Raw genomic sequence first — 23,382 nt, 5'->3', positions numbered from 1 at the left:
GCCCCACCCCGTCCCGTGCGCTCCCTTGACCGGAAGAAACTTCCCGGATATTCGTGACTCCTCGGAAGTTTCCTTCAGTGGATCTTCTCCGGAAGGAGCGCACGTGCCCTCCAGACGTACCGTCCTCGCCGCCTCGGCGGGCGTCACCGCGGCCCTGGCCGCCGGCCCCACCGCACAGGCCGCCGGACCCGACGACAAGGCGCTGCGCCGCCTCGTCTCCCGTATGACGCTGAAAGAGAAGGTCGGCCAGCTGTTCGTGATGCGGGTCTACGGCCATTCAGCGACCAGACCCGACCAGGCCGACATCGACGCCAACCTCCAGGAGATCGGCGTGCGGACGGCCGCCGAGCTGGTGGCGAAGTACCGGGTCGGCGGGATCATCTACTTCTCCTGGGCGCACAACACCCGCGACCCGCACCAGATCGCCGCGCTGTCGAACGGCATCCAGAAGGCCTCCCTCAAGCTGCCGCGCGGCCTCCCCGTGCTGATCTCCACCGACCAGGAGCACGGCATCGTGGCCCGCGTCGGCAAGCCGGCGACGCTGCTGCCGGGCGCGATGGCCCTCGGCGCGGGAGGCTCTCCGACCGACGCCCGCGAGGCCGGGCGGATCGGCGGGGCCGAACTCCGCGCGCTCGGCATCCGCCAGGACTACGCGCCCGTCGCCGACGTGAACGTCAACCCGGCCAACCCGGTCATCGGCGTCCGCTCCTTCGGCGCCGACCCGACCGCCGTCGCCGGGCTGGTCGCCGCGCAGGTGAAGGGGTATCAGGGGTCCGGGGTCGCGGCGACCGCCAAGCACTTCCCGGGGCACGGGGACACGGCCGTCGACAGCCACTACGGCTTCCCCGTCATCGAGCACACCCGGCAGCAGTGGGAGACCCTCGACGCCCCGCCGTTCAGGGCGGCGATCCGGGCCGGCATCGACTCGATCATGACCGCGCACATCATGGTCCCGGCCCTCGACCCGTCCGGTGACCCGGCCACCCTCTCCCGCCCCATCCTCACCGGCATCCTGCGCGAACGGCTCGGCTACGACGGGGTCGTGGTCACCGACTCGCTCGGTATGCAGGGCGTACGGGAGAAGTACGGCGACGACCAGGTGCCGGTGCTGGCGCTGAAGGCCGGAGTCGACCAGCTCCTCAACCCGCCCTCGCTGGACGTCGCGTGGAACGCGGTCCTGAACGCCGTGCGCGCCGGGCAGCTGACCGAGGCCCGCCTCGACCGCTCGGTGCTGCGGATCCTGCGGCTCAAGGCGAAGCTGGGGCTCCTCGACAAGCCGTACGTCACCGCCGCGGGCGTCGACCGGGTGGTGGGCGTCCGGCGGCATCTCGACACCGCCGACCGGATCGCCGAGCGGACCACGACCCTGCTGGTCAACGAGGGCTCGCTGCTCCCGCTGTCCCGGCGTACGCACAAGAAGGTGCTGGTGGTGGGCGCCGACCCGGCGTCCCCGTCAGGCACCACGGGCCCACCGACGGCCGTCCTCGCCGCCGAACTCGCCTCCCTCGGCTTCACCACGAGCCGGCTGCCCACCGGTACGGCGCCCACGCAGGCCCTGATCGACCAGGCGGTCGCGGCGGCGCGCGGCAAGGACGCGGTGGTCGTGGGGACGTACAACGTGACGGCGGGCAGCACCCAGCGGACCTTGGTCGAGCGGCTCCTCGCCACCGGGGTCCCGGTGGTCGCGGTGGCGCTCCGCAACCCCTACGACGTGGCGCAACTGCCGCAGGTGAAGGGGTATCTGGCCGCGTACTCGTGGACGGACGTCGAAGTGCGGGCCGCCGCCCGGGTGCTGGCCGGGCGGGTCGCGCCGCGCGGACGGCTGCCGGTGCCGGTGCAGCGGGCCGACGACCCCACCCGGGTGCTGTACGCCATCGGACACGGGCTGAGCTACAAGTCCTGACCGACAGGGCCCGACATGCGGAGTCCCGCACGCTGGATCCCGGCGTACGGGCCCTGACGTACGGAACCTACGCCGCGTTCCTCGCACACCCCCCGCAACGTACGCAATGCGCCCGGTATGCCGGGCAAGGCCCGGCGCCGCCGGGCCACGCTGGACGCGTACGTCGGGGGGTGATCATGCGAGGGGTGCGCCGCGCCGGAGGGGTGCGTCCGGCGGCCGGGCTCGCCGCGGCCGCCGTACTGGCCGTGTCGCTGCTGTCCGGCTGCCAGATCTGGCCGGCCGGTTCGGGTCCGGAACCCGAGGAGCGGACGACGACCACCGCGCCCACCCGGCCCGCCGGGTACGGGACCGTGTTCCTCGGCATCGACGAGTGCAGCTCCTTCGGGACGACCAGCTTCACCGAGGTGCCCTGCGCCAGCGAGCGGGCCGCCGCCCGCGTCGTCGCCCGCCACGACGGAACGGTCCCGCAGGGCCCTCCGTGCCCGGCGACCACCGACTTCGTCCTCCACATCAGCGAGTCGCGGCCCGCCCCCGGCGCGGACGAGGACGGCGACGGCTCGGTGCCGCAGGGCTACGCCTGCATGCGCAAGCTCCAACCGCCGCACCCGGGCGACCCCGGCGGCGGCGGAGGACCCCGCACCATCGTCGGCGACTGCGTCTACGGCGCGGGGCGCGGCGAGGTCCGCGAGACCGCCTGCGACACCGACGCCGACGGCGACGGCGGGCCCGCCCCGGAGTACCGGGTCACGGCCGCCGTCGAGAAGAGGACCCAGTGCCCCGTCTCCACCGACCTGTACGTGCAGTTGGGCGGCAGCAGGCCGGTGGGCTGCGCCCGGCCCGTCTGAACACCGGACCGTCTGAACACCCGGCGCCGCGCGCACCGTTGACGACCCCCCAGATCGAACACCCCTCCGAACGGCCGCAGGCCGGATCGATATCATCCGTTTGCGGTTGACGGTCCGTACGACGACGGTGGGGGGACGATGGCCCAGGAAGCCCAGGGCGCTCCGGGCAACGAGGAGCTGCCGGACATCCCCGGCTACCGCATCGACTCCCACCTCGGCTCCGGCGGCATGGGCCACGTCTACCTCGGCACATCGCCCTCGGGCCGCCAGGTCGCCGTGAAGGTGATCCGCGGCAACCTCGCCCACCAGCCCGACTTCCGCGGCCGTTTCCGGCGTGAAGTGACCGCCGCCCGGCAGGTCAGCGGCGCCTTCACCGCGCCCGTCGTGGACGCCGACCCGGACGCCGACCCGCCCTGGATGGCGACCCTCTTCGTGCCGGGGCAGCCGCTCGACGAACGGGTCACCAAAGGGCCCGCCCTCACCGACGAGGAGCTGTACCGTCTCGCGACCGGGCTCGCGGAGGCGTTGCGGGACATCCACCGCGTCGGGATCGTGCACCGGGACCTCAAGCCGGGCAATGTGCTGCTGGCCGACGACGGGCCCCGGGTCATCGACTTCGGCATCGTGCGCGCGGCCGACGACGCCGTGCTCACGGCCCCCGGCCTGACCGGGACCGGCGTCACGATCGGCACCCCGCCGTTCATGTCGCCGGAGCAGATACGCGCCCAGAAGGACGTCGGGCCGCGCAGCGACATCTTCTCGCTGGGCTCGATGCTGACGTACGCGGCGAGCGGCCGGGTGCCGTTCGACGCGACGGACGTGTACACGCTGGTGTACCAACTCGTGCACGAGCCGCCGAAGCTGGACGCCCTGCCGGGCTGGCTGCGGCCGACGGTGGAGCGCTGCCTGGCCAAGGAGCCGGACGACCGCCCCGACGCGGCGGAGCTGCTCTCCCTGCTGGCCGACACGTACCCGGGCACCCTGGAGGGGCCCGCGACCCCGCCGGCCGCGAGCCCGGCCCCCGACGCGGACGCGGCGACCGACAGCGACAGCGACAGCGACAGCGCCACGGACGCGGGCGCGCGGGGGGACACCGCGTCCGACGCCGGAGCGGACGCCGACACCGCCTCCGACGCCACGGACATGGGCTCCGTGACGACGGACCTGGGCCGCGTCCCGACGCCCCCGCCGCGCCGCGGACGCCGCCGCCGGATGCTGACCGTGGCTGCGGCGGTCGTGGCGGTGAGCACGATCGCGGGTGGGCTGGTGTACGAGTTCCGCGCGGGCGGGGAGGGCACGGGGACCCGTCCCACGACTCGCGCGCGTACCGTGACGAGCCAGCCGAAGGGCTCCGCCGAGTACATCGCGGCGCAGTCCGGCTCCCCCAACTTCTCGTACGCGTACCACGACAGCCCCGAGCGCCGCCCGGACGGCTGGCGGCAGTGGCAGTACAACCTCCAGAACAGCGACTGCGTGTACGCCGACTCGTCCCTGGTGTGCCTCGGCGACCGGGCCGTCCGGATCGACGCGGCCACCGGCAAGGAGCTGTGGCGCAACAGCAAGGTCTCGACGTACGGCAGCCAGAACAGCCCGGTCGTCGTGGGCGACATCGCGGTCGTCAACGTCGGCGACCGCCTCGTGGGCCTCTCGCTCGCCGACGGCTCCGTGAAGTGGCGCTATGCCACGGCGGTGCTCGCCGACCGTCTGATGAGCGACGGCGAGCGGGTGTACTCGCTCACCGAGGACGGCACGGTGTACTCCGTCGACGCGCGTACGGGCACCAAGCCCTGGGTCGAGGGCTCCCATTTCCCCAGCAGGAGCGGCACGGTCGGGCAGCGGGTGCTGGGCGACCGGTTCTATGTGTTCACCACCAAGGACACCGAGATCGGCGACGACTACGTCACCGTCCTCGACAAGGACAGCGGTAGGCGCCTCGACTCCTTCAAACTGCCCGCGGTCTGCTCGCCCGGCACGGAGGCACTGCTGGAGGAGGACGGCAAGCCGCGGTTGTACTGCGTCGCCGTGGACAAGTACTCGGCGCCGTCGGGCCAGGGGGTGCTCCGCATGGAACTGACCAAGGGTGCCGAGGTGACCCGCACGGAGGCCGGAGCGGCCTTGGGCGCCGGCCAGGCCGGACCCGAGCTGTCGGTGACACCGGGCCGGGTCATGTACGTGGCGCCGACCGCCACGGGCGGCGAACTGGTCTCCGTCGACGCGGCCCGGCGCAAGGAGCTGTGGCGGGTGCCGATCCCCAGCAAGGGCCATACCGACGCGCCGCCGATCCAGGCCGGCGACCGGGTCTACGTCGTCAACGGGCAGGGCGCCGCCGCCTTCGACGCGCGCACCGGCAAGCTGCTGTACCGGCACAGCCTGCCGTACCTCGACGACGACAGCGACTTCGACATCGGCCTCGACACCGAACCCCTCGTCGCCGGCGGCATCCTCTACGCGCCCTCCACTAAGGCCGGCTGGGTGGCCGTGGACACCGAGGCCACCTGAGCCTCCGGGGCAGCCGGACACCGGACACGGGTGAGCCCCGGTGCCGCCGCCGGGCGGCACCGGGGCTCAAGTCCGCGGCGCGGGACGCTTACGGACGCAGCGTCATCTCGCGCTCGACGTCACGCTTGTCGAGCTTGCCGTCGAACTTCGCGAGCGGCTTCGCCTTGCTCGCGTCCTGCTGGACCGCGGCCGGGGCGACGCCCGCCCACTTCAGGATGCGGGCCGTGGCGAGGGCCTTCTGCGACGCGACGAGGCCGTCGACGCGGGCGCCGTGGTTGGCGCCGGGGGCCGTGAAGACGTACGAGTCACGGGCCTTCTTGCCGAGGTGGAACGGCTCGGCGCCCCACGGGTCGTTCTCGCCGTACACGAAGAGCATGTGGCGGGCGTTGTTGCGGACCCAGGTGTCGACGTCACGCATGGCGTGCGGCTGGAACTTCATCTTGATGTCACGCGGGACGAAGTTCCGCGGCGGCTGGTAGCCGTAGCGGATGTACTTCTTCTCGATGTGCGGGAACTTGATGGTCGGCGCGCCGAGCTGCGTGCCCGCCTGGTAGTAGTACGGCGTGTACGGCTCCAGGCCCTGGTCGGCGTAGGCGGAGAAGCCGGAGATCGCGTCGATCGAGTTCCAGATCTCGTCGTCCGTGGCGGCCTTGGCGTCCTTCGGGATGGTGTCGCCGTCGCAGTCGGCGAGCAGGCTGTACTGCCAGAAGCCCCACACGTAGTCGAGGACGGTGGCCTCGTACGCCTTGTCGAGGCTGCCGATGGTGGTGAAGGTGAGGTTCTCGGCGGCGGCGAACTCCGCGTACTTCTTCTCCAGCGGCTCACGGCGCACCAGCGCCTCGCGCTGCACCGCGTTCAGCCGGTCGCGGCACTCCTTGGTGCCGACCTTGGCGAAGAACCGGTCGTACGCCGAGTCCTCCTTGTTCACCACGTCGTTGGGGGCGACGTAGGCGACGACGCCGTCCATGTCCTTCGGGTAGAAGCGCTCGTAGTACGTGGCGGTCATCCCGCCCTTGGAGCCGCCCGTGGAGAGCCACTTCTTGCCGTAGATCTTCTTGAACGCCTTGAAGATGCGGTGCTGGTCGCTGGCGGCCTGCCAGATGTCGAGCTTGGTCCAGTCGGCCGGGGCCGGACGGGACGGCGTGAAGAAGCGGTACTCCATGGAGACCTGGTTGCCGTCCACGATCTGCGTGGGCTCGCGGCGGCTCGGGGTCGTGGAGACGTTGTAGCCGCCGGTGTAGAACACCGTCGGGCGGCTGGTGTCCTTGTGCAGGACGGTGATCCGCTGCTGGAAGGTGCCCTTGGCCGGGTGGCGGTGGTCGACCGGCTGCGTGAAGTTGAGGACGAAGAAGCGGTAACCCGGGTACGGCTTCTCCTCGATGAGGCTCACACCCGGTATCGCGAGCAGTCGGTCCTTGATGTCGGTGGTGTCCGGCTGTGCGGCGGTGGCCGCGCCCGCCGTGCTCAGAGTGCCTATGAGCACCACGAGCGACAGCACCCACCTGAGCGCTTTGCGCATGCGTCTCTCCCCTATGGAACGGCTGTGCGCCGGAAGCTATCGGAGCGACCGCCGGGGCACCAGGGAAGAAAGGGGCCAACTGGACTGCTTTCAGGCACAGATGGCGGAGATAGGGAAAACCCTGTGCGCCCGGCCCCGGCCCCGGCGGTGAGGGCTGCGGCGAGGGCGGGGGCCGGCGGTCAGCGCAGGATCCAGCCCGAGGTGTAGCGCACGGAGCCGACCCGCGCGTGCACGCACACGGGGCGCCGGCCCGCGTGCACGGTGACCGGGCCCGCCGGGTGCTGCTTGTTCCGCACCCACTGCCCGGCCCACGCCCGGATGCGGATGGTGCCCTTGCGGGCCTTCCACCCGCCCTTGCCCATGACCTGCTTGCGGGGCACGAGCACGGCACACACGTACCGGCCGCCCTTGCGGTACACGTGCACGGTCCCGGCGTCGAAGGTCAGGGTCCGCACCTTGCGGCCGGCGCAGGACGAGGCCGCCGTCGCGCTGCCCGCGGGGCCGGCCAGGGCCAGCAGCCCGGCCAGGGTCAGTACGGCCAGCGCGAGCGCCAGCGGCCGACGGATCGTGCCCTTCGCACCCCTGCTCACCGACTGTCCCTCCAACCGCAGAACCGTACTGATATTCGGACGCACGAGAGGTACCGAACGGTTGCGCGACAGGAGGGAAAAACCGGCGGCGGTCGCCCACGCCTTCGTCGACTCCTTCGCCGACTCGGTCGACTCCTTCGCCGACTCGTCCGCCGTCGGCTCGCCTACGCCTTCATCGCCGGCTCGCCCACGAAGGTCCGCCAGAGCCGCGCGTACTGTCCGTCGAGGGCGAGGAGTTCGTCGTGGGTGCCGTCCTCGGCGACCCGGCCGTGGTCCATGACGACGACGCGGTCGGCGCGGGCGGCGGTGGTGAGGCGGTGGGCGACGACGAGCGTGGTGCGGCGGCCGGCGAGCCGGTCGGTGGCCTGGTTGACCTGGGCCTCGGTGGCCAGGTCGAGGGCCGCCGTCGCCTCGTCCAGCAGCAGGACGTCCGGGTTCACCAGCTCGGCCCGCGCCAGGGCGATCAGCTGGCGCTGGCCCGCGGAGAGGTTGCGGCCGCGTTCGGCGACCTCGTGGAGGTAGCCGCCGTCGAGGGTGGCGATCATGTCGTGGGCGCCGACGGCCCGCGCGGCGGCCTCCACCTCGGCGTCGGTGGCGTCGGGCCGCCCGTAGGCGATGGCGTCCCTGACGGTGCCCTGGAAGAGGTACGCCTCCTGCGGGACGACGCCCAGCCGGTGCCGGTACGAGGCGAGGTCGAGGGTGCGCAGATCGGTGCCGTCGACGGTGACCCGGCCGCCGGTGGGGTCGTAGAAACGGGCGACCAGCTTGACGAGGGTGGACTTCCCGGCGCCGGTCTCGCCGACGAAGGCGACGGTCTGCCCGGCCGGGATCCGCAGGGAGACGCCGCTGAGGGCCGCTTCCTCGCCCGTGGAGCCCCCGTACCGGAAGTCCACGCCCTCGAAGGCGATGTCGCCGCGCAGCGACCGCACCTCCAGGGGTTCGGCGGCGGACTTCGTGGACGTCGGCTCCTGGAGCAGTTCCTGGATGCGGCCCAGGGAGACGGTGGCCTGCTGGTAGCCGTCGAAGACCTGGGAGAGCTGCTGGACGGGGGCGAAGAACAGGTCGATGTAGAGCAGGTACGCCACCAGGGCGCCGGTGGTCAGGGTGCCGGCGTCGACCCGCCGGCCGCCCACGATGAGCACCGCGGCGGCCGCGACGGACGACAGCAGCTGCACGAACGGGAAGTACACGGAGATCAGCCACTGGCCGCGCACCCGGGCCTCGCGGTAGGCGGCGCTGCCGGCCGCGAACCGCTCGCCGCCCGCGCGCTCGCGCCGGAACGCCTGCACGATCCGCAGTCCGGCCACCGACTCCTGGAGGTCGGCGTTGACGACGGAGACCCGCTCACGGGCGAGTTCGTACGCCTTCACGCTCGCCCGGCGGAAGAAGAACGTGCAGAAGATCAGCGGCGGGAGCGTCGCGAACACGACCAGGGCGAGCTGCACGTCGATCACGATCAGGGCGACCATGATGCCGAAGAAGGTGACGACGGAGACGAACGCGGTGACCAGGCCGGTCTGGAGGAACGTCGACAGGGCGTCCACGTCGGTCGTCATCCGGGTCATGATCCGGCCGGTCAGCTCCCGCTCGTAGTAGTCGAGTCCGAGCCGCTGGAGCTGGGCGAAGATCTTCAGCCGGAGCGAGTACAGGACGCGTTCGCCGGTACGGCCGGTCATCCGGGTCTCGCCGACCTGGGCCGCCCACTGGACGAGGACCGAGAGCAGGGCCAGTAGGGACGCGGCCCACACCCCGCCGAGGACGGCCTGGGAGACGCCCTCGTCGATGCCGTGCCGGATCAGGACCGGCAGCAGCAGACCCATCCCGGCGTCGACGGCGACCAGGGCCAGGCTCAGCAACAGTGGCAGTCCGAAGCCGCGCAGCAGCCGCTTCAGGCCGTACGAGCGCTCCGGGGCGACCGCGCGGGCCTCGTCGATGTCCGGGGTGTCCCGCGCCGGGGGCAGCGCCTCGACCTGGGCGAGGAGCTCGGGGGTGGCGGGGGTGCCGGCGAAGGCGGCGTCCCGGGGCTCCCGGTCGCCGGTCCACAGCCGGGGCGTGATGCCGCGCTCGGCGTCGAACTCGGCGTCCAGCTCGTCCCTTATCGCGGCCCCCATCGAGTCGCGTCCGTCGTCCTCGGCGGCGGGCGTCCTCGGGAGGTGGCCGGGTGAGACGCCGCCCAGCTCGTCGGGGTCGGTGAGCAGCCGCCGGTACAGGGCGGAGCGGCGCTCCAGCTCCTCGTGGGTGCCGATGTCGGCGAGGCGGCCCCGGTCGAGGACGGCGATGCGGTCGGCGAGGTTCAGGGTGGAGCGGCGGTGGGCGATGAGGAGGGTGGTGCGGCCCTCCATGACGTGGGTGAGGGCCTCGTGGATCTCGTGCTCGACACGGGCGTCCACCGCTGAGGTCGCGTCGTCGAGGACCAGCAGCCGGGGGTCGGTGAGGATGGCGCGGGCCAGGGCGACGCGCTGGCGCTGGCCGCCGGAGAGGGTCAGGCCGTGTTCGCCGACCTTGGTGGCGTAGCCCTCGGGCAGCTCGGCGATGAAACGGTCCGCCTGGGCGGCGCGGGCGGCGGCCTCGATCTGCTCGTCGGTGGCGTCGGGGCGGCCGTAGGCGATGTTGTTGCGGACGGTGTCGGAGAAGAGGAAGGAGTCCTCGGGGACCAGGCCGATCGCGGCGCGCAGCGAGTCGAGGGTCAGCTCGCGGACGTCGTGGCCGCCGATGAGGACGGCGCCGCGGCTCACGTCGTAGAAGCGGGGCAGCAGCAGCGAGACGGTGGACTTGCCGGATCCGGAGGAGCCGACGACGGCGAGGGTCTCGCCGGGCCGGATCTCGAAGCTCAGCCCGTCCAGCACGGGGCGGCCGTCCTCGTAGCCGAACGACACGTCGTCGAACTCGACGGTCGCGGGCGCGTCGGCGGGCAGCGTCTTCGTGCCCTCGGTGAGCGTCGGCTCGGTGTCGATCAGCTCCAGCACCCGCTCGGTGCCGGCGCGGGCCTGCTGGCCGACGGTGAGGACCATGGCGAGCATCCGGACGGGGCCGACCAGCTGGGCGAGGTACGTCGAGAAGGCGACGAAGGTGCCGAGCGTGATGTGCCCGCGCACGGCGAGCCAGCCGCCGAGCGCCAGCATGGCGACCTGGCCGAGCGCGGGGACGGCCTGGAGGGCGGGGGTGTACTTCGAGTTGAACCGGATGGTGCGCAGCCGCCCGGCGAACAGCCGCCGGCCCACGTCGCGCAGCTTCCCGGTCTCCTGTTCCTCCTGCCCGAACCCCTTCACCACGCGTACGCCGCTGACGGCGCCGTCGACGACGCCCGCGACGGCGGCGGCCTGGGCCTGGGCGTACCAGGTGGCGGGGTGCAGCCGGGCGCGGCTGCGGATGGCGATCCACCACAGGGCGGGGGCGACGGCCAGCGCGACCAGGGTGAGCGGGATGGACAGCCACGCCATGACGACGAGGGAGATCAGGAACAGCAGGAGGTTGCCGATGGTCATCGGCAGCATGAAGAGCAGGCCCTGGATGAGCTGGAGGTCGCTGGTGGCCCGGCCGACGACCTGCCCCGTGGACAGCTCGTCCTGACGGCGCCCGTCGAGCCGGGTGATCGTGCCGAACATCTCCGTGCGGAGGTCGTGCTGCACGTCGAGGGCGAGGCGGCCGCCGTAGTAGCGGCGGATGTAGGTGAAGACGTAGACGAGGGCGGCCGCTGCGATGAGGGCGCCGGCCCAGGGCATCATGGCGCGGGTCTTGTCCCCGATGACGTCGTCGATGATCACCTTGGTGATCAGGGGGACGACGGCCATCACGGCCATGCCGGCGAGGGACGAGCCGAGGGCGAGGACGACGTCCTTGGGGTACCGCCAGGCGTACGCGGCGAGCCGACGCGCCCACCCGGACGCCCGCTCCCCCCGCTCCGGCTCCGTTTTCGTCGCCGGCTCTCCCATCCGGTCCTCCCCCTGTCGCGCGGCCACGCGGTGCCCTCCTCGTCGTACGGGTACGTCCGGAAGGCTCCAACGCCGTGGGGTGCGGTTTTCATCCCGGCGCGACACGGGCCCCGCCGCCCTCACGCACTGACCCGGCAAGAAGGTCTGACCCGGCGCTCTGGCCCCCGTCCTGGTCCGGCCACCATCCGCTCCCCCGACCGGGCTCTGGCACAAATCTTGGAGAGCGGTCTCGGAGGGGCACCGCGGTGTTCGACTGCGCCCTCCGTCTTTGAGCCCTCAGCCCAGGTTGCGGGCGATCGCCCGGCGTGTGCGGCCGCCGCCCCGCTTCGGCACGCCACCGCCGCGCCCCGGCGCTCCGCGCACCCGGCGGCGCGGTTCCGGGCCGCACGCCGCCCACACGGCGAGCGTGACCGCCAGGATCCCGGCCCACAGCGTGTGGGCGTCCGCCCAGCGCGGGTCGCCGGGGGGCACGAACAGCGCGTGCTCGTACGGGAGGAAAACCGCTGCCGCGACCGGGAGCGCCGGCAGCGCGGCGGCGACCGCCGGGCCGGGCAGCCGGACCGCGCTGAACCGGACCGCCGCCCCGGCGAGCGCCAGCGCCAGCCCGGACAGCGCCGCGGCCTCGACCGTGAGGGCCCCGGCGGGCAGCACGCCCCAGGACGCGGCGTCGGCGCCCGCCCGTACGGCGCCGAGGACCGCCGCCCACCAGACCGCGCCCGCGAGCCCGACCACCGCCACCCGCAGCGTCTGCCGCAGCGGGCGCGGCACGGGGACGGCCCCGGTGGTGTGCCGGGCCGGGTCGTCCAGCGCGAACGCCGTGCCGACCGCCCCGCACAGGGCCGCCGCCCGCACCACGTCGGCCAGAGCCGCGGCCGGGAGGTCCAGCGAGAACAGGGCCGGCACGGCGGCGACGACCACCCCCAGGGCCCAGCCGCCCGCGAGCAGCCTCCACGGCAGGGACCGCACCGTGGGCCGTGTCAGGGCCGCCACCACCGCCGCCCGCCCTCTCACGCGCACATCCACTCCCGGTCGGCTGCCGTCTCGGCCGGGGCGGTGACGCCCAGCAGGGCGGCGGCACGGTCGGTGGTCGTACCGGCCGCGGACAGCTCCGCCCAGTGCGCCCGCACCGCGCGTCCCACCCGCTCCGGCGGCAGGGCGAGCAGCCGCTCGACGACGGCGAGTTCGCGGTCCCGCAGGGCGATCGCGGTGACCGGCGCCTGGATCACACCGGGACTGTTGTAGGCGTTCCCGGTCTCGACGAACAGGGCTTCGCCGTCGCGGGTCGCGTGGATCGCCAGCCACACCATCAGCACGCCCCGCGCGTCGCAGTACGCCCCCGCGTACCGCTCGTGCCCGACGACCAGCCCCCGGGCCACGCTCGCCGCGAACTCCAGTTCACGTTCCCCACCCCAGGCCGTGCTCGCCGTCAACTCGCCGGGCGCGCCGGGCGAGAGCTCCCGGACACCCGACGGTCCGCCGAGGGCGTCGACCCTCTGCCGTACGGTCAGGTCCTGTCGGGTGCGGGGCCCGCCCGCCAGCGACCGCACGCGGTCCGTGACCCGGGCCCACTCGTCGATCCAGGGCGTGAACTCGGGGAAGGCGCAGTACGTAGTCGGCCCGCGCCGCTCGCAGTCCTGCACCTCGGCCGGATCACGGGTCGCCACCTCGCGTGCCTCGCGCACCGCGTCCGAGGGTGCCGTGCCCTGGAGCACGACGGCGGCCAGGACCGCTCCGAGCGCCGTGAGCGCGGTGGCCCGTACGGCCCTGGTCCGGCCGCCGCTCGCCCGGACCGCGCCCGCCGCAGCCAGCACGGCCAGCGCCAGCAGGTACAGGGCGTGCCACCCCGCGGGCCGCCCCAGCAGGGCGGACGGCAGCGGTCGGGCGCCCTCGTCGAAGAGGACGGGTGTCAGACCGCGCAGCCAGGCCGAACTGCCGGAGTCGGCCACGAAGACGAAGGCGAGGGCGATGACGGCGACCGCGGCGAGCGGGGCCACGAACGACGACCGGATCAGCCGGCCCAGCAGGACGCCGAGGACGGCGAGCAGCAGGATCAACAGCGGCCCGGTCACCAGCTCGAACACCGAGCCGTGGCCGACCGCGCCGGGTTTCAGCGCCTCGGCGGTGAACTGCCCGGCCACGATCAGCGCCCCGACGAGCACCGTCGGCACCACCGACAGGACATGCGCGCAGGTCCGCCGCCACGGCTGCACCACCAGCACCGCGAAGGAGCCGTCGGTGCCCCGCCGGTGGGAGCGCAGCACCCCCAGGTTCGCGGCGATCATCACCGCGAGCCCCACCAGCAGCTGGCCGAACTGGGTCTCGCGGTCGACGTCCTGGAGCACCGGGTAGGCGTCCTCGGGCTCGCCGCCCGGCCACAGCAGCAGCGCCAGGTACCCCGCCAGCGAGGCCAGCACGAGGGGGTGCAGCAGCAGACGCCGCGCCTCCACGCGGGCCAGCGCGAGCACCGCCCGCAGACCGTCGTGGGCCGACGAAGGCGCGGGCACGGTGACCGGGGTCCGGGTCAGGGCCGTCATGCCGCCACCCCCGCCACCGGGTCGCCGCCGAGGGCCAGCAGATAGCCGTCCTCCAGCGTCGGCTCGACCAGCCGGGCGCCCTCCGGCGGGTCCCCGACGTTGCGGAACTCGCCGGTGCCGGTGCGCCAGCCTGCCCGGGCTCCCGGCTGCCGCTCCGCGCTGCGCCACACCCGGCCGTCGGCCACCGCCGTCAGCTCGGCCGGGGTGCCGTCGAACCGCACCCGCCCCTGGTCCATGACGACCACCCGGTGGCACAGCATCGCCACGTCCTCCGTCTGGTGGGTGGACAGCAGGACCGTGCGGCCCTCACCGGCCTCCGCGATCAGCTCCCTGAACCGCATCCGCTGCTCCGGGTCCAGGCCGACCGTGGGTTCGTCCAGGACGAGGAAGCCGGGGTCGCCGACCAGGGCGGCGGCCAGCGCCACGCGCTGCTTCATGCCGCCGGAGAGTTTCCGGATCCGCTTTCCGCGCACGTCCGCGAGCCCGACCGCGTCGAGGACCCGGCGGGCCTCGGCGTGCCGGGTCCGCCGGTCCGTCAGCTCCTTGAGGACGGCCACGTAGTCGACGAACTCGAAGGCGGTGAAGTCCGGGTGGAAGCCGGGGTTCTGCGGCAGATAGCCGAGGACCCGGCGGGCGTCCTGACGGCCGGTGACGGTGCTCGGGTCGTGGCCGAGCACCGTGAACGCGCCGTTGTCCGGCACGGTCGCCGTGGCGAGGATCCGCAGCAGCGTCGTCTTGCCCGCGCCGTTCGGTCCGAGCAGGCCGGTGACGCCCTCGGTGAGGCGCAGCGTCACCTCGTCGACGGCCCTGGTGCCGCGGTAGCTCAGGGTCAGGCCGGCGGCCGAGACCGTGGGTCGTGTCATGACAGCCTCCTGGCTGCGGATCGAAGGGTTCGCGAGGATCGGAGGGACGGGCCGGGCAGGGCCCCGCTGTCGAAGCGGTCACGTGCCGCCACCAGCAGCGCCGTCGCCGCCACGGCGACCGCCGCCGCCCCGCCCTGGCCCTCGGCGGTGAAGGGCAGCGGTGTGCCGGAGGCCAGCAGGCGGCTCAGCGCCACCAGGGCGGCCCAGGCGCCACCGACCAGCGCGGGCGCGAGGACGGGCCCCAGCCGGGCGGTCAGGGCGACGCCGGTCGAGGTCAGCGCGAGGGCCGGCAGCAGCCAGCCGAGCGACGCGAGGCCGAGCGACGGCAGCGCCAGGCTCGCCAGCGCGCTCAGCAGCGTCGTCGTGGCGAGCACGGCGACGGTCCGCACCATCAGCAGCCGGAAGGTGTGCATCGGCGCGACGACGGCCGTCTCGTACATCGGGTCGAGGCCGGGCCCGAAGGACAGGGCCACCCCCGCCAGCGGCAGCAGCGGCGCCGNNCCACGGCGCCGAGCCAGGAGCCGCGCAGCAGCGGGGTCGCCGCGAGCAGCCGCGCGGTGTGGTCGGCGACCCCGAACCGGATCAGCAGCGACTCCACGGGGCCGGGGCGCGGGGCGTCGAGTTCGGCGTCGAGCCGCGCCCAGCCCAAGTCGGTGGCGGCGGGCGGGACATGGGACCCGAGTGCCGTCCGGCAGTCGGCGCAGGCGGCGAGATGGGTCTCGACGGACCACAGCCGGGGTGGCGCCAGCGCTCCGGCGGCGTACTCCCGCAGGTCCGCGTCGTCCGTGTGCCAGCTCATGCCAGGCCCTCCCGCAGTTGCTTCCGGGCGCGCATGGCCCGGGTCTTGACCGTGCCGGGCGGGATGCCCAGCAGGACGGCCGCCTCACGGGTCGTCAGTCCGTCGATGACCGTGGCCTGGAGCACCGCCCGCAGTTCCGGCGAGAGCGCGGCGAGCGAGCCCGCCAGGTCGCCGTGGCGGACCCGGGCCAGCACCTGTTCCTCGGCGGACGCCTCGTCGCGGTGGCGCAGCCGGGCCAGCGCCTGCCGCAGCCGGCCGCGGGCGCCGTCGCCGCGCAGCGCGTCCACCAGCCGGCGCGACCCGATCCGCCACAGCCAGCCCGCCACGTCGCCCTCCCGGTGGTAGCGAGCCGCTCCCCGCCACACGTCGAGGAACGTCTCCTGGACCACGTCGTCGACCAGCACCGGATCGGCGCACCGCCCGCGCAGCCGCAGCACGAGCCATGGCGCGTAGTGGCGGTACAGCTCCTCGAAGGCGCGACGGTCGCCGTCCGCGACGGCCCGCATCAGCTCGGCGTCGCCCGGACTCCCCCGCTTCATGTCGCTCACACCCCCTCATCGGACGAGGGTGCCCCAACGGTTCACGCCGGATCTCCCCGTACGGCCGAGGGGCCCCGCCGACGTGTACGGCGGGGCCCCTCGGCAGGCAGCGGACGGCGGGACCTGACGGCAGGAACGGTGCCGGGTCGACGGCAGGAACCGACGGCGGGGACGGCGGCGGGAACGGGTGGCGGCGACGGCCGGGCGGTTCAGCGCAGGCGGACCCGCAGCGCGTAGAAGCGGGTCGTCTGGACGGCGTTCTGGTTGTCGTCGCTGACGAGCAGCACGTCCAGGCGGCCGCCGTGGCGCCCGGTGACCGTCATGCCCTCGATGTTGTCGAGCAGCGGGTTGGGCTGCGGCTGCTTCGCGGTGGCGCCGAGGCTCGGGCAGTCCACGAGGTCGGCGAGGAGGGTCTTGCGGACGAGCCGTACGCCGTCGTCGTCTCCGGTGAGGACGGCGACGCCGCTGGTGTCGGTGGCCCGGCGGGTGTCGGCGAGATAGAGACGGACGGTGTTGCCGACGCCCGCGGTGAAGCCGCGTTCCAGGACGAGCAGCCGCCCGCCGGGCAGCCCGGCGGCCTCCACGACGCCGAGGCCGGTGTCGGCGCGGTAGCCGTACTGGGCGCCGAGCCGGAAGTCCCGGCCGCCGCCGTGCCGCCGCCAGGTCTGGAAGCGGACGACGTCGGTGGTGTCGCCGGCGAGCGCCTCCTCCATGGTGGCGAGCAGGATGCGGCCGCCGGGCAGGAGGGTGAGCCCCTCGAAGGTCTGGTTGGCGGTGGCCCGCCCTGCGGGGGCGACCCTCAGCGCGTCGGGCACCGGCAGACCGCCCAGCGGGCGGCCCGTGCGGTCGTACCGGCGTACGGACGGCTCGGTCTCCGAGGCGACCAGCCGGGTGCCGTCCCGGTCGACGGCGAGGCCCTCGGCGTCGAGCGCGGCACCGGTGTCGGTGGCCAGCGGCACGACGGCACTCGGCCTGAGGGTGCGGGCGTCGAGGGCGAAGAGGGCGGAGCGGTCGGAGAGCGCGAGGAGGGAGCCGTCGGTGTCGGTGGCGAGGGCGGAGAAGTTGCCGACGAAGGCGTCCTCGTACGTCGTCTTGTCGAGGGCGTCGGAGAAGCCGGCGAGGGACACGGCGGGCGAACAAGCCCTGGCGGCCTGGGCGTTCGCCGGTCCTGCGGCGGTGAGACAGGCGGCCGCGGCGAGACCGGCGGTGGCGGCGGCCAGCACGGTCCGCAGGCGGGTCGGCGAAGGGGATGTCGGGCGCATGGCGGTCACCGTAGGGCGGCTCGATGCCGTCGAGGTGGACTCCCCGTGAATCGGCCGGATCCGTCCGTCGCGGGCCGCGGAAACAGCGCCGGAAACAGCGAAGGCAAGGAGTCACGTACTCCTTGCCACTCTCAACGTATAGCGCATGGGGGGCCTTGCGGCAAGGCCCCCTCCGTCCCGCACAATCACCGGCCGAAGCCGTGGTCGACGGGAAAACGGGGAGCAGTTCATGCGTGTGCTGTTGATGTCGTACGGATCGCGCGGGGACGTGGAGCCACTGGCGGGACTCGCGGTGCGGCTGCGGGAACTCGGTGCCGAGGCGGTGGTGCGCGCCCCCGGACGGGGAGTTCGCGGAGCTGCTGGCCAGGGTCGGCGTCCCGCACGTGCCCTTCGGTCCATCGGTGCGCGCCCCGACGGTGGGGGCGAAACCGCCGACCGCGGGGGACGCGTTCCGGCTGGCGCCCGCCCTGGTCACCGAGCACTTCGAGAAGGTCGGCCCGGCGGCCGAGGGGTGCGACGCGCTGGTGGCGACCGGGCTGATACCGGCCGGCGCCCCGTCGGTCGCCGAGCGGCACGGCCTGCGCTATGTGTACGCAGGCTTCCATTCGCTGGGGCTGCCGTCGCCGCACTGGCCGACCTGGGCATCGGCGCGGCCCACGACGGCCCCGCCCCCACGTACGCGTCCCTGTCGGCGGCGCTGGAGGTGGCCCTGACCCACGAGACCGGCCGGCGGGCCGAGGCGGTCGCCGCCACCGTCCGCACCGACGGCACGACGGCGGCCGCGCGGCTGCTGCTCGACGGGGCCGCCGGGACCGACGGGACCGACGCGGGCTCGCCCCCCGGGTCCGCGTGAGCCGTCTCCCCACGCCCTTGCCGCACACCCGGGTCCGCCCCAGATCGGAGTCAGTCGCCGTGAATTCCCTGTCCACCAGCGCGTTCGACCTTCCCGAGCGTCTCGCCGCCAAGGCCGACCCGGCGCTGATCGCCGGTGACGAGCGGCATCTGTCGGCCGTCGCGGAGTGCCTGGAGCAGACGATCGCCGAGGTGTCCGCCCGTCTCGCCGCCGAGCGCAGGGCGCCGGGCGGCACGGGCAGGCAGGCGATGGACCGGGACGCGGAGATCCACCGGCTGAGCGCCCGGCTGCGCACCCTGCGCCGCTTCGGCCTGGACCTGTGCCTCGGCCGTATGGTCGGCGCGGACGGCGCCGACCCCGTCTACGTCGGACGGCTCGGCCTCACGGACAGCACGGGCCGCCGGCTGCTCGTCGACTGGCGGTCCCCCGCGGCGGAGCCGTTCTTCGGGGCGACCCACGCCCACCCGATGGGGCTGGCGAGCCGCCGCAGGTACCGCTGGACGGACGGCCGGATCAGCGACTACTGGGACGAGGTGTTCACCCCGGACGGTTTCGAGGGGCACGCCGCGCTCGACGACCAGTCCGCGTTCATCGCCAGTCTCGCCGGCAACCGGTCGGAGCGGATGCGGGACGTCCTCGGCACCATCCAGGCCGACCAGGACGCCGTCATCCGCGCGAACTCACGGGGCGCCCTCGTCGTCGACGGCGGCCCCGGCACCGGCAAGACGGTCGTCGCCCTGCACCGCTCCGCCTACCTCCTGCACGCCGACCCCCGTGTCGACCACCGCCGCGGCGGCATCCTCTTCGTCGGCCCGCACCGGCCCTACCTGTCGTACGTCGCCGACGTCCTGCCGAGCCTCGGCGAGGAGGGGGTGCAGATCTGCGTGCTGCGGGACCTGGTCGCCGAGGGCGCCGACGCCGGGACCGAGGCCGACCCGGAGGCGGCCCGGCTGAAGGCGTCCGCCGACCTGGTGCGGGCCATCGAGGAGGCCGTCCGGTTCTACGAGGAGCCGCCCACCGAAGGGCTGCTGGTCGAGACCCCCTGGTCGGACGTGTGGGTGAGCCCCGACGACTGGGCCGAGGCCTTCGCGGCGGCAGAGCCCGGCACCCCGCACAACGAGGCCCGCGAGCAGGTCTGGGACGAACTCCTCACGATCCTGGTGGACAGGCACGACGACGGGACCTCGTCCGACCCGCTGAGGAAGGCGCTGGCGCGGGACCGGGACCTGCTGGCCGCCTTCGACCACGCGTGGCCGCTGATCGAGGCGGCCGACCTGGTCGCGGACCTGTGGACGGTACCCGCCTATCTGCGCAGGTGCGCGCCCTGGCTCGGGCCCGACGACGTACGGAGGCTGCGGCGGGCGGGAGACCCGCAGGCGTGGACGGTGTCCGACCTGCCGCTCCTCGACGCGGCCCGGCAGCGGCTCGGCGACCCGGAGACCGCCCGGCGCAGGCGCCGCCGGGAGGCCGTCCTCGCCGCGCAGCGCGTCCGTATGGAGCAGGTCGTCGACAACCTGATCGAGGCGGCGGCCGTCTCCGGCGCCGACGGGGACGACGGGGAGGGCCTGGTGGTGATGTTGCGGGGTCCGGACGCGCGGGTGAGCCTGGTCGACGAGTCCGAGGTGCCCACCGCCGACCCGGATCTGCTGGCCGGCCCGTTCGCGCACATCGTGGTGGACGAGGCGCAGGAACTGACCGACGCGGAGTGGCAGATGCTGCTGCTGCGCTGCCCGTCGCGGAGCTTCACCATCGTCGGTGACCGGGCGCAGGCCCGGCACGGGTTCACGGAGTCGTGGCGGGAGAGGCTGGAGCGGGTCGGTCTCGACCGCGTCGCGCTGGCCTCCCTGAGCATCAACTACCGGACCCCGGCGGAGATCATGGCGGAGGCCGAGCCGGTCATCCGGGCGGCGCTGCCGGACGCCAACGTCCCGACGTCCATCCGCGGCGGCGGCGTGCCCGTCCTGCACGGGTCCGTCGAGCGGCGGGACGCGATCCTCGACGAGTGGCTCGCCGCACAGGGAGAAGGGATCGCCTGTGTCATCGGCGATCCCTCGTTCCGGGCGACCTCACGGGTCCGCTCCCTGACGCCCGAGCTGGCGAAGGGCCTGGAGTTCGACCTGGTCGTCCTCGTCGACCCGCAGGACTTCGGCACCGGCATCGAGGGAGCGGTGGACCACTATGTGGCGATGACCCGGGCGACGCGGCGACTCGTCGTCCTGACGAGCGGCTGACGCCCGCCCCGGCCCGCCGTCGACGCTGGTCGGACGTCGACGGCGGGCGGGCCGACACCGGCCGGCGGGTGTCCGCCGGCCGGCCGGGCGCCGGATCAGCCGGCCGGCGGCACCGCCGGGAACGCCTCCTTGGGCTCGCTGGTCGGCACGTAACGCTGCGCGCTCGCCGCGCTGGTCACGGGCACCAGGTCCTTGTGGATGACCTTGGCGACGGCCTGGATGCTGTTCACGCCGTACGTCATGTCGGGGTTGCCGTGGGTGAGGACGGTGATGCGGTAGTCACGGCCCCCGCCCTGGAACACGCCGACGGAGTGCACCCGCCAGCCGTGCGTGGCCCGCGACAGCCAGCCGTTCTTGACGTGCACCTTCACCGAGGACGGGGCCCCGGCCGGGGTGCCCCAGCGCTGCGAGGAGACGACCTGGTTCATCAGCTTCAGGACGTAGGCGCGGGCGTTGTCGCTGAGGACGGTGTTCTTCTCGGCCAGGAGCGCGAGCAGCCGCTGCTCGTCGCGGACCGTGATCTGGGTGAGGCCCCAGTAGTTGTTCGCGCCGGGCTTGGTCTGGGTCATCTTGGCGGCCGCCAGGAAGCCCTTGATCTTGGTCATGCCGAGCTGCTTCCACAGCGTGCTGGTGGCGGCGTTGTCGGACTTGGTGATCATCGCGGTGGCGAGCTTGGTCTCGCGGTCGGTGAGGAACCGGTCGGTCTTCTTGGCGTCCCACAGGAGCGCCGCGAGCACGGTCACCTTCACCACGCTGGCCGAGTCGTAGGCGGAACTGCCGCGCAGGGTGCAGGTGGTGTTGGTGGTCCGGTCGTAGACCCCGACAGCCATCGTGCCCTTGCGCTTGGCCACCGCCGCCGCGATGTCCTTCTGGAGCTTCGCGGCCAGCCCCGCCTTGTCCGAGGTGCAGGTGACCGGCGGCGGTGCGGCGACCGCGTTCGGCGCGAGAGCGACGGCCAGCGGTACGAGCAGACCGACCCCCGCACCCGTGGCGAGCACACGGGTCGCGCGGGACGTCCGGCCCGTCCGGCCCGTCCGGGACATCCGGTGAGTCATTAAGGTTTCCCCCTTGAGTGACAGCGAACGCACTCGTGGCACGTTCACCCCACTCGACTCGCGAGAATGACCGAAAGTTGTACGTCAGTTCGTAATTTCCGGCACCGGTTCGCGGCCGGTGCTAGCGTCCCGGGGCGACACCCCCCTGAACGCCGACGAAACGGACATCCACCCGCCATGCCCCAGTCGTGGACCACGCGCGCCGAGACCGACGCGGACATCCCCGCCGTCCATGCCGTCCATCTGGCGGCGTTCGGGCGGCCCGAGGAGGCCGACCTCGTCGAGGCGCTGCGCGCCGACGCCGGCTGGATCGACGGCCTGTCGATCGTCGCCACCGGGGACGACGGCTCGGTCGTCGGCCACGCGCTGCTGACCCGCTGCCATGTCGACAGCACTCCGGCACTGTGCCTGGCCCCGGTGGCCGTCCTGCCGGACCGTCAGAAGACCGGGGCGGGGGCGGCGGCCGTCCGGGCCGCGCTGCGGGCCGCCACGTCGATGGGTGAACGCTTCGTCGTCGTCCTGGGCCACCCGGAGTACTACCCCCGGTTCGGCTTCGGCCGCGCCTCCCTGCACGGCATCCGCCTGACCGTCGACGTCCCCGACGAGGCCCTGATGGCCCTCGCCCTCGACCCCGCGCACCCCCTGCCGAGCGGCACCGTGCACTACGCGGCACCGTTCGGCATCTGACCGGGCGCGTGCGGGGGCGTCGCACCATCGCCCCCGCACGCGAGCGCCGTGGCGGCGCGTGCGAGGCACGGGGCGGCGCGGCCCCGGCCGCTTCTCCGGGACGCGGGAACCACGAACCACCCGCACCCGCACCCGCACCCGCACCCGCACCCGCACCCGCACCCGCAGGAACCTCTCGCTCCCCAGGCCCGCTCAGCGGTCCCCGGTGCAGAGGGCCGCGTCCACCGCGCCCTGGAGATGACGGAGACTGTCGCCCGCCGCCGCCCAGGTGGTGGTGTAGACGGTCACGGTGCCCCGGCCGCCCGTGGCCCGCCCCCCGGCGACCGAGCTGCCGGGGAGGTCGCCGCCGTGGCCCCAGTAGGCGCCGCCGCAGCTGAGGGGGATGGAGGCGACGCCGTAGCCGTAGCGGCTGCCCTGCGGGTAGACGTCGCGGCCGCCGACGTCGCTGGTGTCGGAGGTCATCAGACGCACCGCCCAGCGGGGCAGGAGCCGGCCCCCGAACAGGCCGTCCCAGAAGGCGTTGAGGTCGCCGGGGGTGGTGACGAGCCCGCCGGACGCGCCGAACTCGTACCCCGGCAGTTCGGTCACGTCGACCCGGCCGGCCTCGGGGTGCGCGGGATGGATGCCGTAGTTGCGGGCGTGCGGTCCGCGCAGGGTCAGTTCGCCGGGCGCGGGCCAGTAGGTGTGGTCCAGGTGCAGCGGGCGCAGGATCGTGCGCTCGACGTACATGCGGTAGTCAGTGCCGGAGACCTTGTCGATCAGCATGCCGAGCACCAGGTAGTTGGTGTTGGAGTACCCCCAGTCGGTGCCCGGCGGGAAGACGGGCTCCTCCGCCAGGGCGAGGGCCAGGTACTCCTCCTCGGTGCCGGGTCTGCTCCAGTCGACGAGCGTGGTGTACTCCGGCAGTCCGCTGGTCTGCATCAGCAACTGCCGTACGGTGATGTCGCGTCGGGCGAGCTGCGGCAGGTGGGCGCCCACCCGGTCGCCGAGCCGTACCCGCCCGTCGGCGACGAGGCGCATCACCGCCGTCGCCGTGAACGCCTTGGTGTTGCTGGCCATCCGGAACCGGCCCGCGGACCCGACCATGGGCCGCCCCGACGCCGTGTCCGCGACCCCGGCCCGGCGGGTCGTCCTCCCCTCGTGGGCGAGGACGCCGGGCACGCCGTCCCGCTCGACGAGCAGATCCAACTGCCTTTGCACGGGGTCGGGTTGCCGGGCAGCGGCGATCGGGGCCGAGACCCCGGTGAGCGTGGCGGCGAGCAGGACGGCGG

General features: G+C 73.7%; 18 protein-coding genes and 1 pseudogene. 7 read left to right on the top strand and 12 right to left on the bottom strand.

Annotated elements, in window-relative coordinates:
- The first annotated feature begins 103 nt into the window (after positions 1-103).
- The 3 genes from AOK15_RS19530 (at position 104) to AOK15_RS19520 (ending at position 5,247) form a co-directional block, all read left to right on the top strand.
- Positions 104-1,903 (top strand): glycoside hydrolase family 3 protein, encoded by a 1,800-nt coding sequence (locus AOK15_RS19530; RefSeq protein WP_055518556.1) that lies wholly within the window; start codon positions 104-106, stop codon positions 1,901-1,903.
- Between the two features lie 176 nt (positions 1,904-2,079).
- On the top strand, positions 2,080-2,748 hold the full coding sequence (locus AOK15_RS19525; RefSeq protein ID WP_055518563.1) for a hypothetical protein: 669 nt from the start codon (positions 2,080-2,082) through the stop codon (positions 2,746-2,748).
- Between the two features lie 138 nt (positions 2,749-2,886).
- A complete protein-coding gene (locus tag AOK15_RS19520; RefSeq protein ID WP_055518554.1) occupies positions 2,887-5,247 on the top strand; it encodes a protein kinase domain-containing protein in 2,361 nt (786 codons plus the stop codon).
- 88 nt (positions 5,248-5,335) lie between these two features.
- Here AOK15_RS19520 and AOK15_RS19515 read toward each other — a convergent pair whose 3' ends face one another.
- The 10 genes and pseudogenes from AOK15_RS19515 to AOK15_RS19475 all read right to left on the bottom strand — a co-directional run bounded on the left by AOK15_RS19515 (position 5,336) and on the right by AOK15_RS19475 (position 17,285).
- Positions 5,336-6,766, bottom strand: a complete 1,431-nt coding sequence (locus AOK15_RS19515) for a S28 family serine protease (RefSeq protein WP_055518549.1) — start codon at positions 6,764-6,766, stop codon at positions 5,336-5,338.
- A 179-nt stretch (positions 6,767-6,945) separates the two neighbouring features.
- On the bottom strand, positions 6,946-7,356 hold the full coding sequence (locus AOK15_RS19510; protein WP_240508503.1) for a hypothetical protein: 411 nt from the start codon (positions 7,354-7,356) through the stop codon (positions 6,946-6,948).
- 164 nt (positions 7,357-7,520) lie between these two features.
- Positions 7,521-11,288, bottom strand: a complete 3,768-nt coding sequence (locus AOK15_RS19505) for an ABC transporter ATP-binding protein (protein ID WP_055518560.1) — start codon at positions 11,286-11,288, stop codon at positions 7,521-7,523.
- A gap of 276 nt (positions 11,289-11,564) precedes the next feature.
- Complete coding sequence (locus AOK15_RS19500) at positions 11,565-12,305, bottom strand: ABC transporter (protein WP_205632175.1); 741 nt, start codon at positions 12,303-12,305, stop codon at positions 11,565-11,567.
- Positions 12,296-13,822, bottom strand: a complete 1,527-nt coding sequence (locus tag AOK15_RS19495; protein WP_055518547.1) for a hypothetical protein — start codon at positions 13,820-13,822, stop codon at positions 12,296-12,298. The genes AOK15_RS19500 and AOK15_RS19495 overlap by 10 nt, the downstream gene beginning before the upstream one ends.
- On the bottom strand, positions 13,819-14,685 hold the full coding sequence (locus tag AOK15_RS19490; protein ID WP_055518545.1) for an ABC transporter ATP-binding protein: 867 nt from the start codon (positions 14,683-14,685) through the stop codon (positions 13,819-13,821). Before AOK15_RS19490 ends, AOK15_RS19495 begins: the two co-directional genes overlap by 4 nt.
- Positions 14,682-15,184 (bottom strand): annotated as a pseudogene (locus tag AOK15_RS47000) (zf-HC2 domain-containing protein); the annotation flags it as partial. The gene AOK15_RS19490 and the pseudogene AOK15_RS47000, both read right to left, overlap by 4 nt.
- Before the next feature lie 2 nt (positions 15,185-15,186).
- A partial coding sequence (locus tag AOK15_RS46995; protein WP_420876931.1) for a zf-HC2 domain-containing protein occupies positions 15,187-15,484 on the bottom strand: 298 nt, incomplete at its 3' end.
- Positions 15,481-16,023 (bottom strand): RNA polymerase sigma factor, encoded by a 543-nt coding sequence (locus AOK15_RS19480; protein ID WP_055518559.1) that lies wholly within the window; start codon positions 16,021-16,023, stop codon positions 15,481-15,483. The genes AOK15_RS19480 and AOK15_RS46995, both read right to left, overlap by 4 nt.
- Positions 16,024-16,232: 209 nt before the next feature.
- Positions 16,233-17,285, bottom strand: a complete 1,053-nt coding sequence (locus AOK15_RS19475) for an esterase-like activity of phytase family protein (protein WP_055518543.1) — start codon at positions 17,283-17,285, stop codon at positions 16,233-16,235.
- A gap of 311 nt (positions 17,286-17,596) precedes the next feature.
- On the opposite strand from AOK15_RS19475, the gene AOK15_RS19470 reads away from it, so the two are divergent.
- Genes AOK15_RS19470 through helR form a run of 3 tightly spaced genes read left to right on the top strand, consistent with a single transcriptional unit; the run spans position 17,597 to position 20,369 of the window.
- Positions 17,597-17,998, top strand: coding sequence for a hypothetical protein (locus tag AOK15_RS19470; RefSeq protein WP_055518541.1), 402 nt, complete (start codon positions 17,597-17,599; stop codon positions 17,996-17,998).
- Positions 17,989-18,138 carry a hypothetical protein gene (locus tag AOK15_RS45100; protein ID WP_157870308.1) on the top strand — a complete coding sequence of 50 codons (150 nt, stop codon included), beginning with the start codon at positions 17,989-17,991 and terminating at the stop codon, positions 18,136-18,138. The genes AOK15_RS19470 and AOK15_RS45100 overlap by 10 nt, the downstream gene beginning before the upstream one ends.
- A gap of 59 nt (positions 18,139-18,197) precedes the next feature.
- A complete protein-coding gene (gene helR / locus AOK15_RS19465) occupies positions 18,198-20,369 on the top strand; it encodes an RNA polymerase recycling motor ATPase HelR (protein WP_055518539.1) in 2,172 nt (723 codons plus the stop codon).
- A 95-nt stretch (positions 20,370-20,464) separates the two neighbouring features.
- On the opposite strand, the gene AOK15_RS19460 is transcribed toward helR, so the two are convergent.
- The gene (locus AOK15_RS19460; protein ID WP_055518538.1) at positions 20,465-21,424 is read right to left on the bottom strand and encodes a serine hydrolase; all 960 of its coding nucleotides are present in this window, start codon (positions 21,422-21,424) and stop codon (positions 20,465-20,467) included.
- A gap of 177 nt (positions 21,425-21,601) precedes the next feature.
- On the opposite strand from AOK15_RS19460, the gene AOK15_RS19455 reads away from it, so the two are divergent.
- Complete coding sequence (locus AOK15_RS19455; protein ID WP_055518536.1) at positions 21,602-22,111, top strand: GNAT family N-acetyltransferase; 510 nt, start codon at positions 21,602-21,604, stop codon at positions 22,109-22,111.
- A 192-nt stretch (positions 22,112-22,303) separates the two neighbouring features.
- Here the strand turns inward: AOK15_RS19455 and AOK15_RS19450 are convergent.
- The coding region (locus AOK15_RS19450) for a serine hydrolase domain-containing protein (protein WP_107099449.1) at positions 22,304-23,382 on the bottom strand (1,079 nt) is incomplete at its 5' end.

Origin of the sequence: Streptomyces ossamyceticus (genome assembly GCF_001418475.1) — a bacterium.
Lineage (GTDB): Bacteria > Actinomycetota > Actinomycetes > Streptomycetales > Streptomycetaceae > Streptomyces > Streptomyces ossamyceticus.
Note: the sequence above shows the minus strand (reverse complement) of the source record. Positions and strands in the feature narration are given on the sequence as shown.

What these genes read in the sequence shown, in the direction of transcription:
- AOK15_RS19525 (WP_055518563.1), top strand. Translation starts at nt 2,080, where the DNA reads ATGCGAGGGGTGCGCCGCGCCGGAGGGGTGCGTCCGGCGGCCGGGCTC.
- AOK15_RS19520 (WP_055518554.1), top strand. Translation starts at nt 2,887, where the DNA reads ATGGCCCAGGAAGCCCAGGGCGCTCCGGGCAACGAGGAGCTGCCGGAC.
- AOK15_RS19515 (WP_055518549.1), bottom strand. Translation starts at nt 6,766, where the DNA reads ATGCGCAAAGCGCTCAGGTGGGTGCTGTCGCTCGTGGTGCTCATAGGC.
- AOK15_RS19505 (WP_055518560.1), bottom strand. Translation starts at nt 11,288, where the DNA reads ATGGGAGAGCCGGCGACGAAAACGGAGCCGGAGCGGGGGGAGCGGGCG.
- AOK15_RS19495 (WP_055518547.1), bottom strand. Translation starts at nt 13,822, where the DNA reads ATGACGGCCCTGACCCGGACCCCGGTCACCGTGCCCGCGCCTTCGTCG.
- AOK15_RS19490 (WP_055518545.1), bottom strand. Translation starts at nt 14,685, where the DNA reads ATGACACGACCCACGGTCTCGGCCGCCGGCCTGACCCTGAGCTACCGC.
- AOK15_RS19480 (WP_055518559.1), bottom strand. Translation starts at nt 16,023, where the DNA reads ATGAAGCGGGGGAGTCCGGGCGACGCCGAGCTGATGCGGGCCGTCGCG.
- AOK15_RS19475 (WP_055518543.1), bottom strand. Translation starts at nt 17,285, where the DNA reads ATGCGCCCGACATCCCCTTCGCCGACCCGCCTGCGGACCGTGCTGGCC.
- AOK15_RS19460 (WP_055518538.1), bottom strand. Translation starts at nt 21,424, where the DNA reads ATGACTCACCGGATGTCCCGGACGGGCCGGACGGGCCGGACGTCCCGC.
- AOK15_RS19455 (WP_055518536.1), top strand. Translation starts at nt 21,602, where the DNA reads ATGCCCCAGTCGTGGACCACGCGCGCCGAGACCGACGCGGACATCCCC.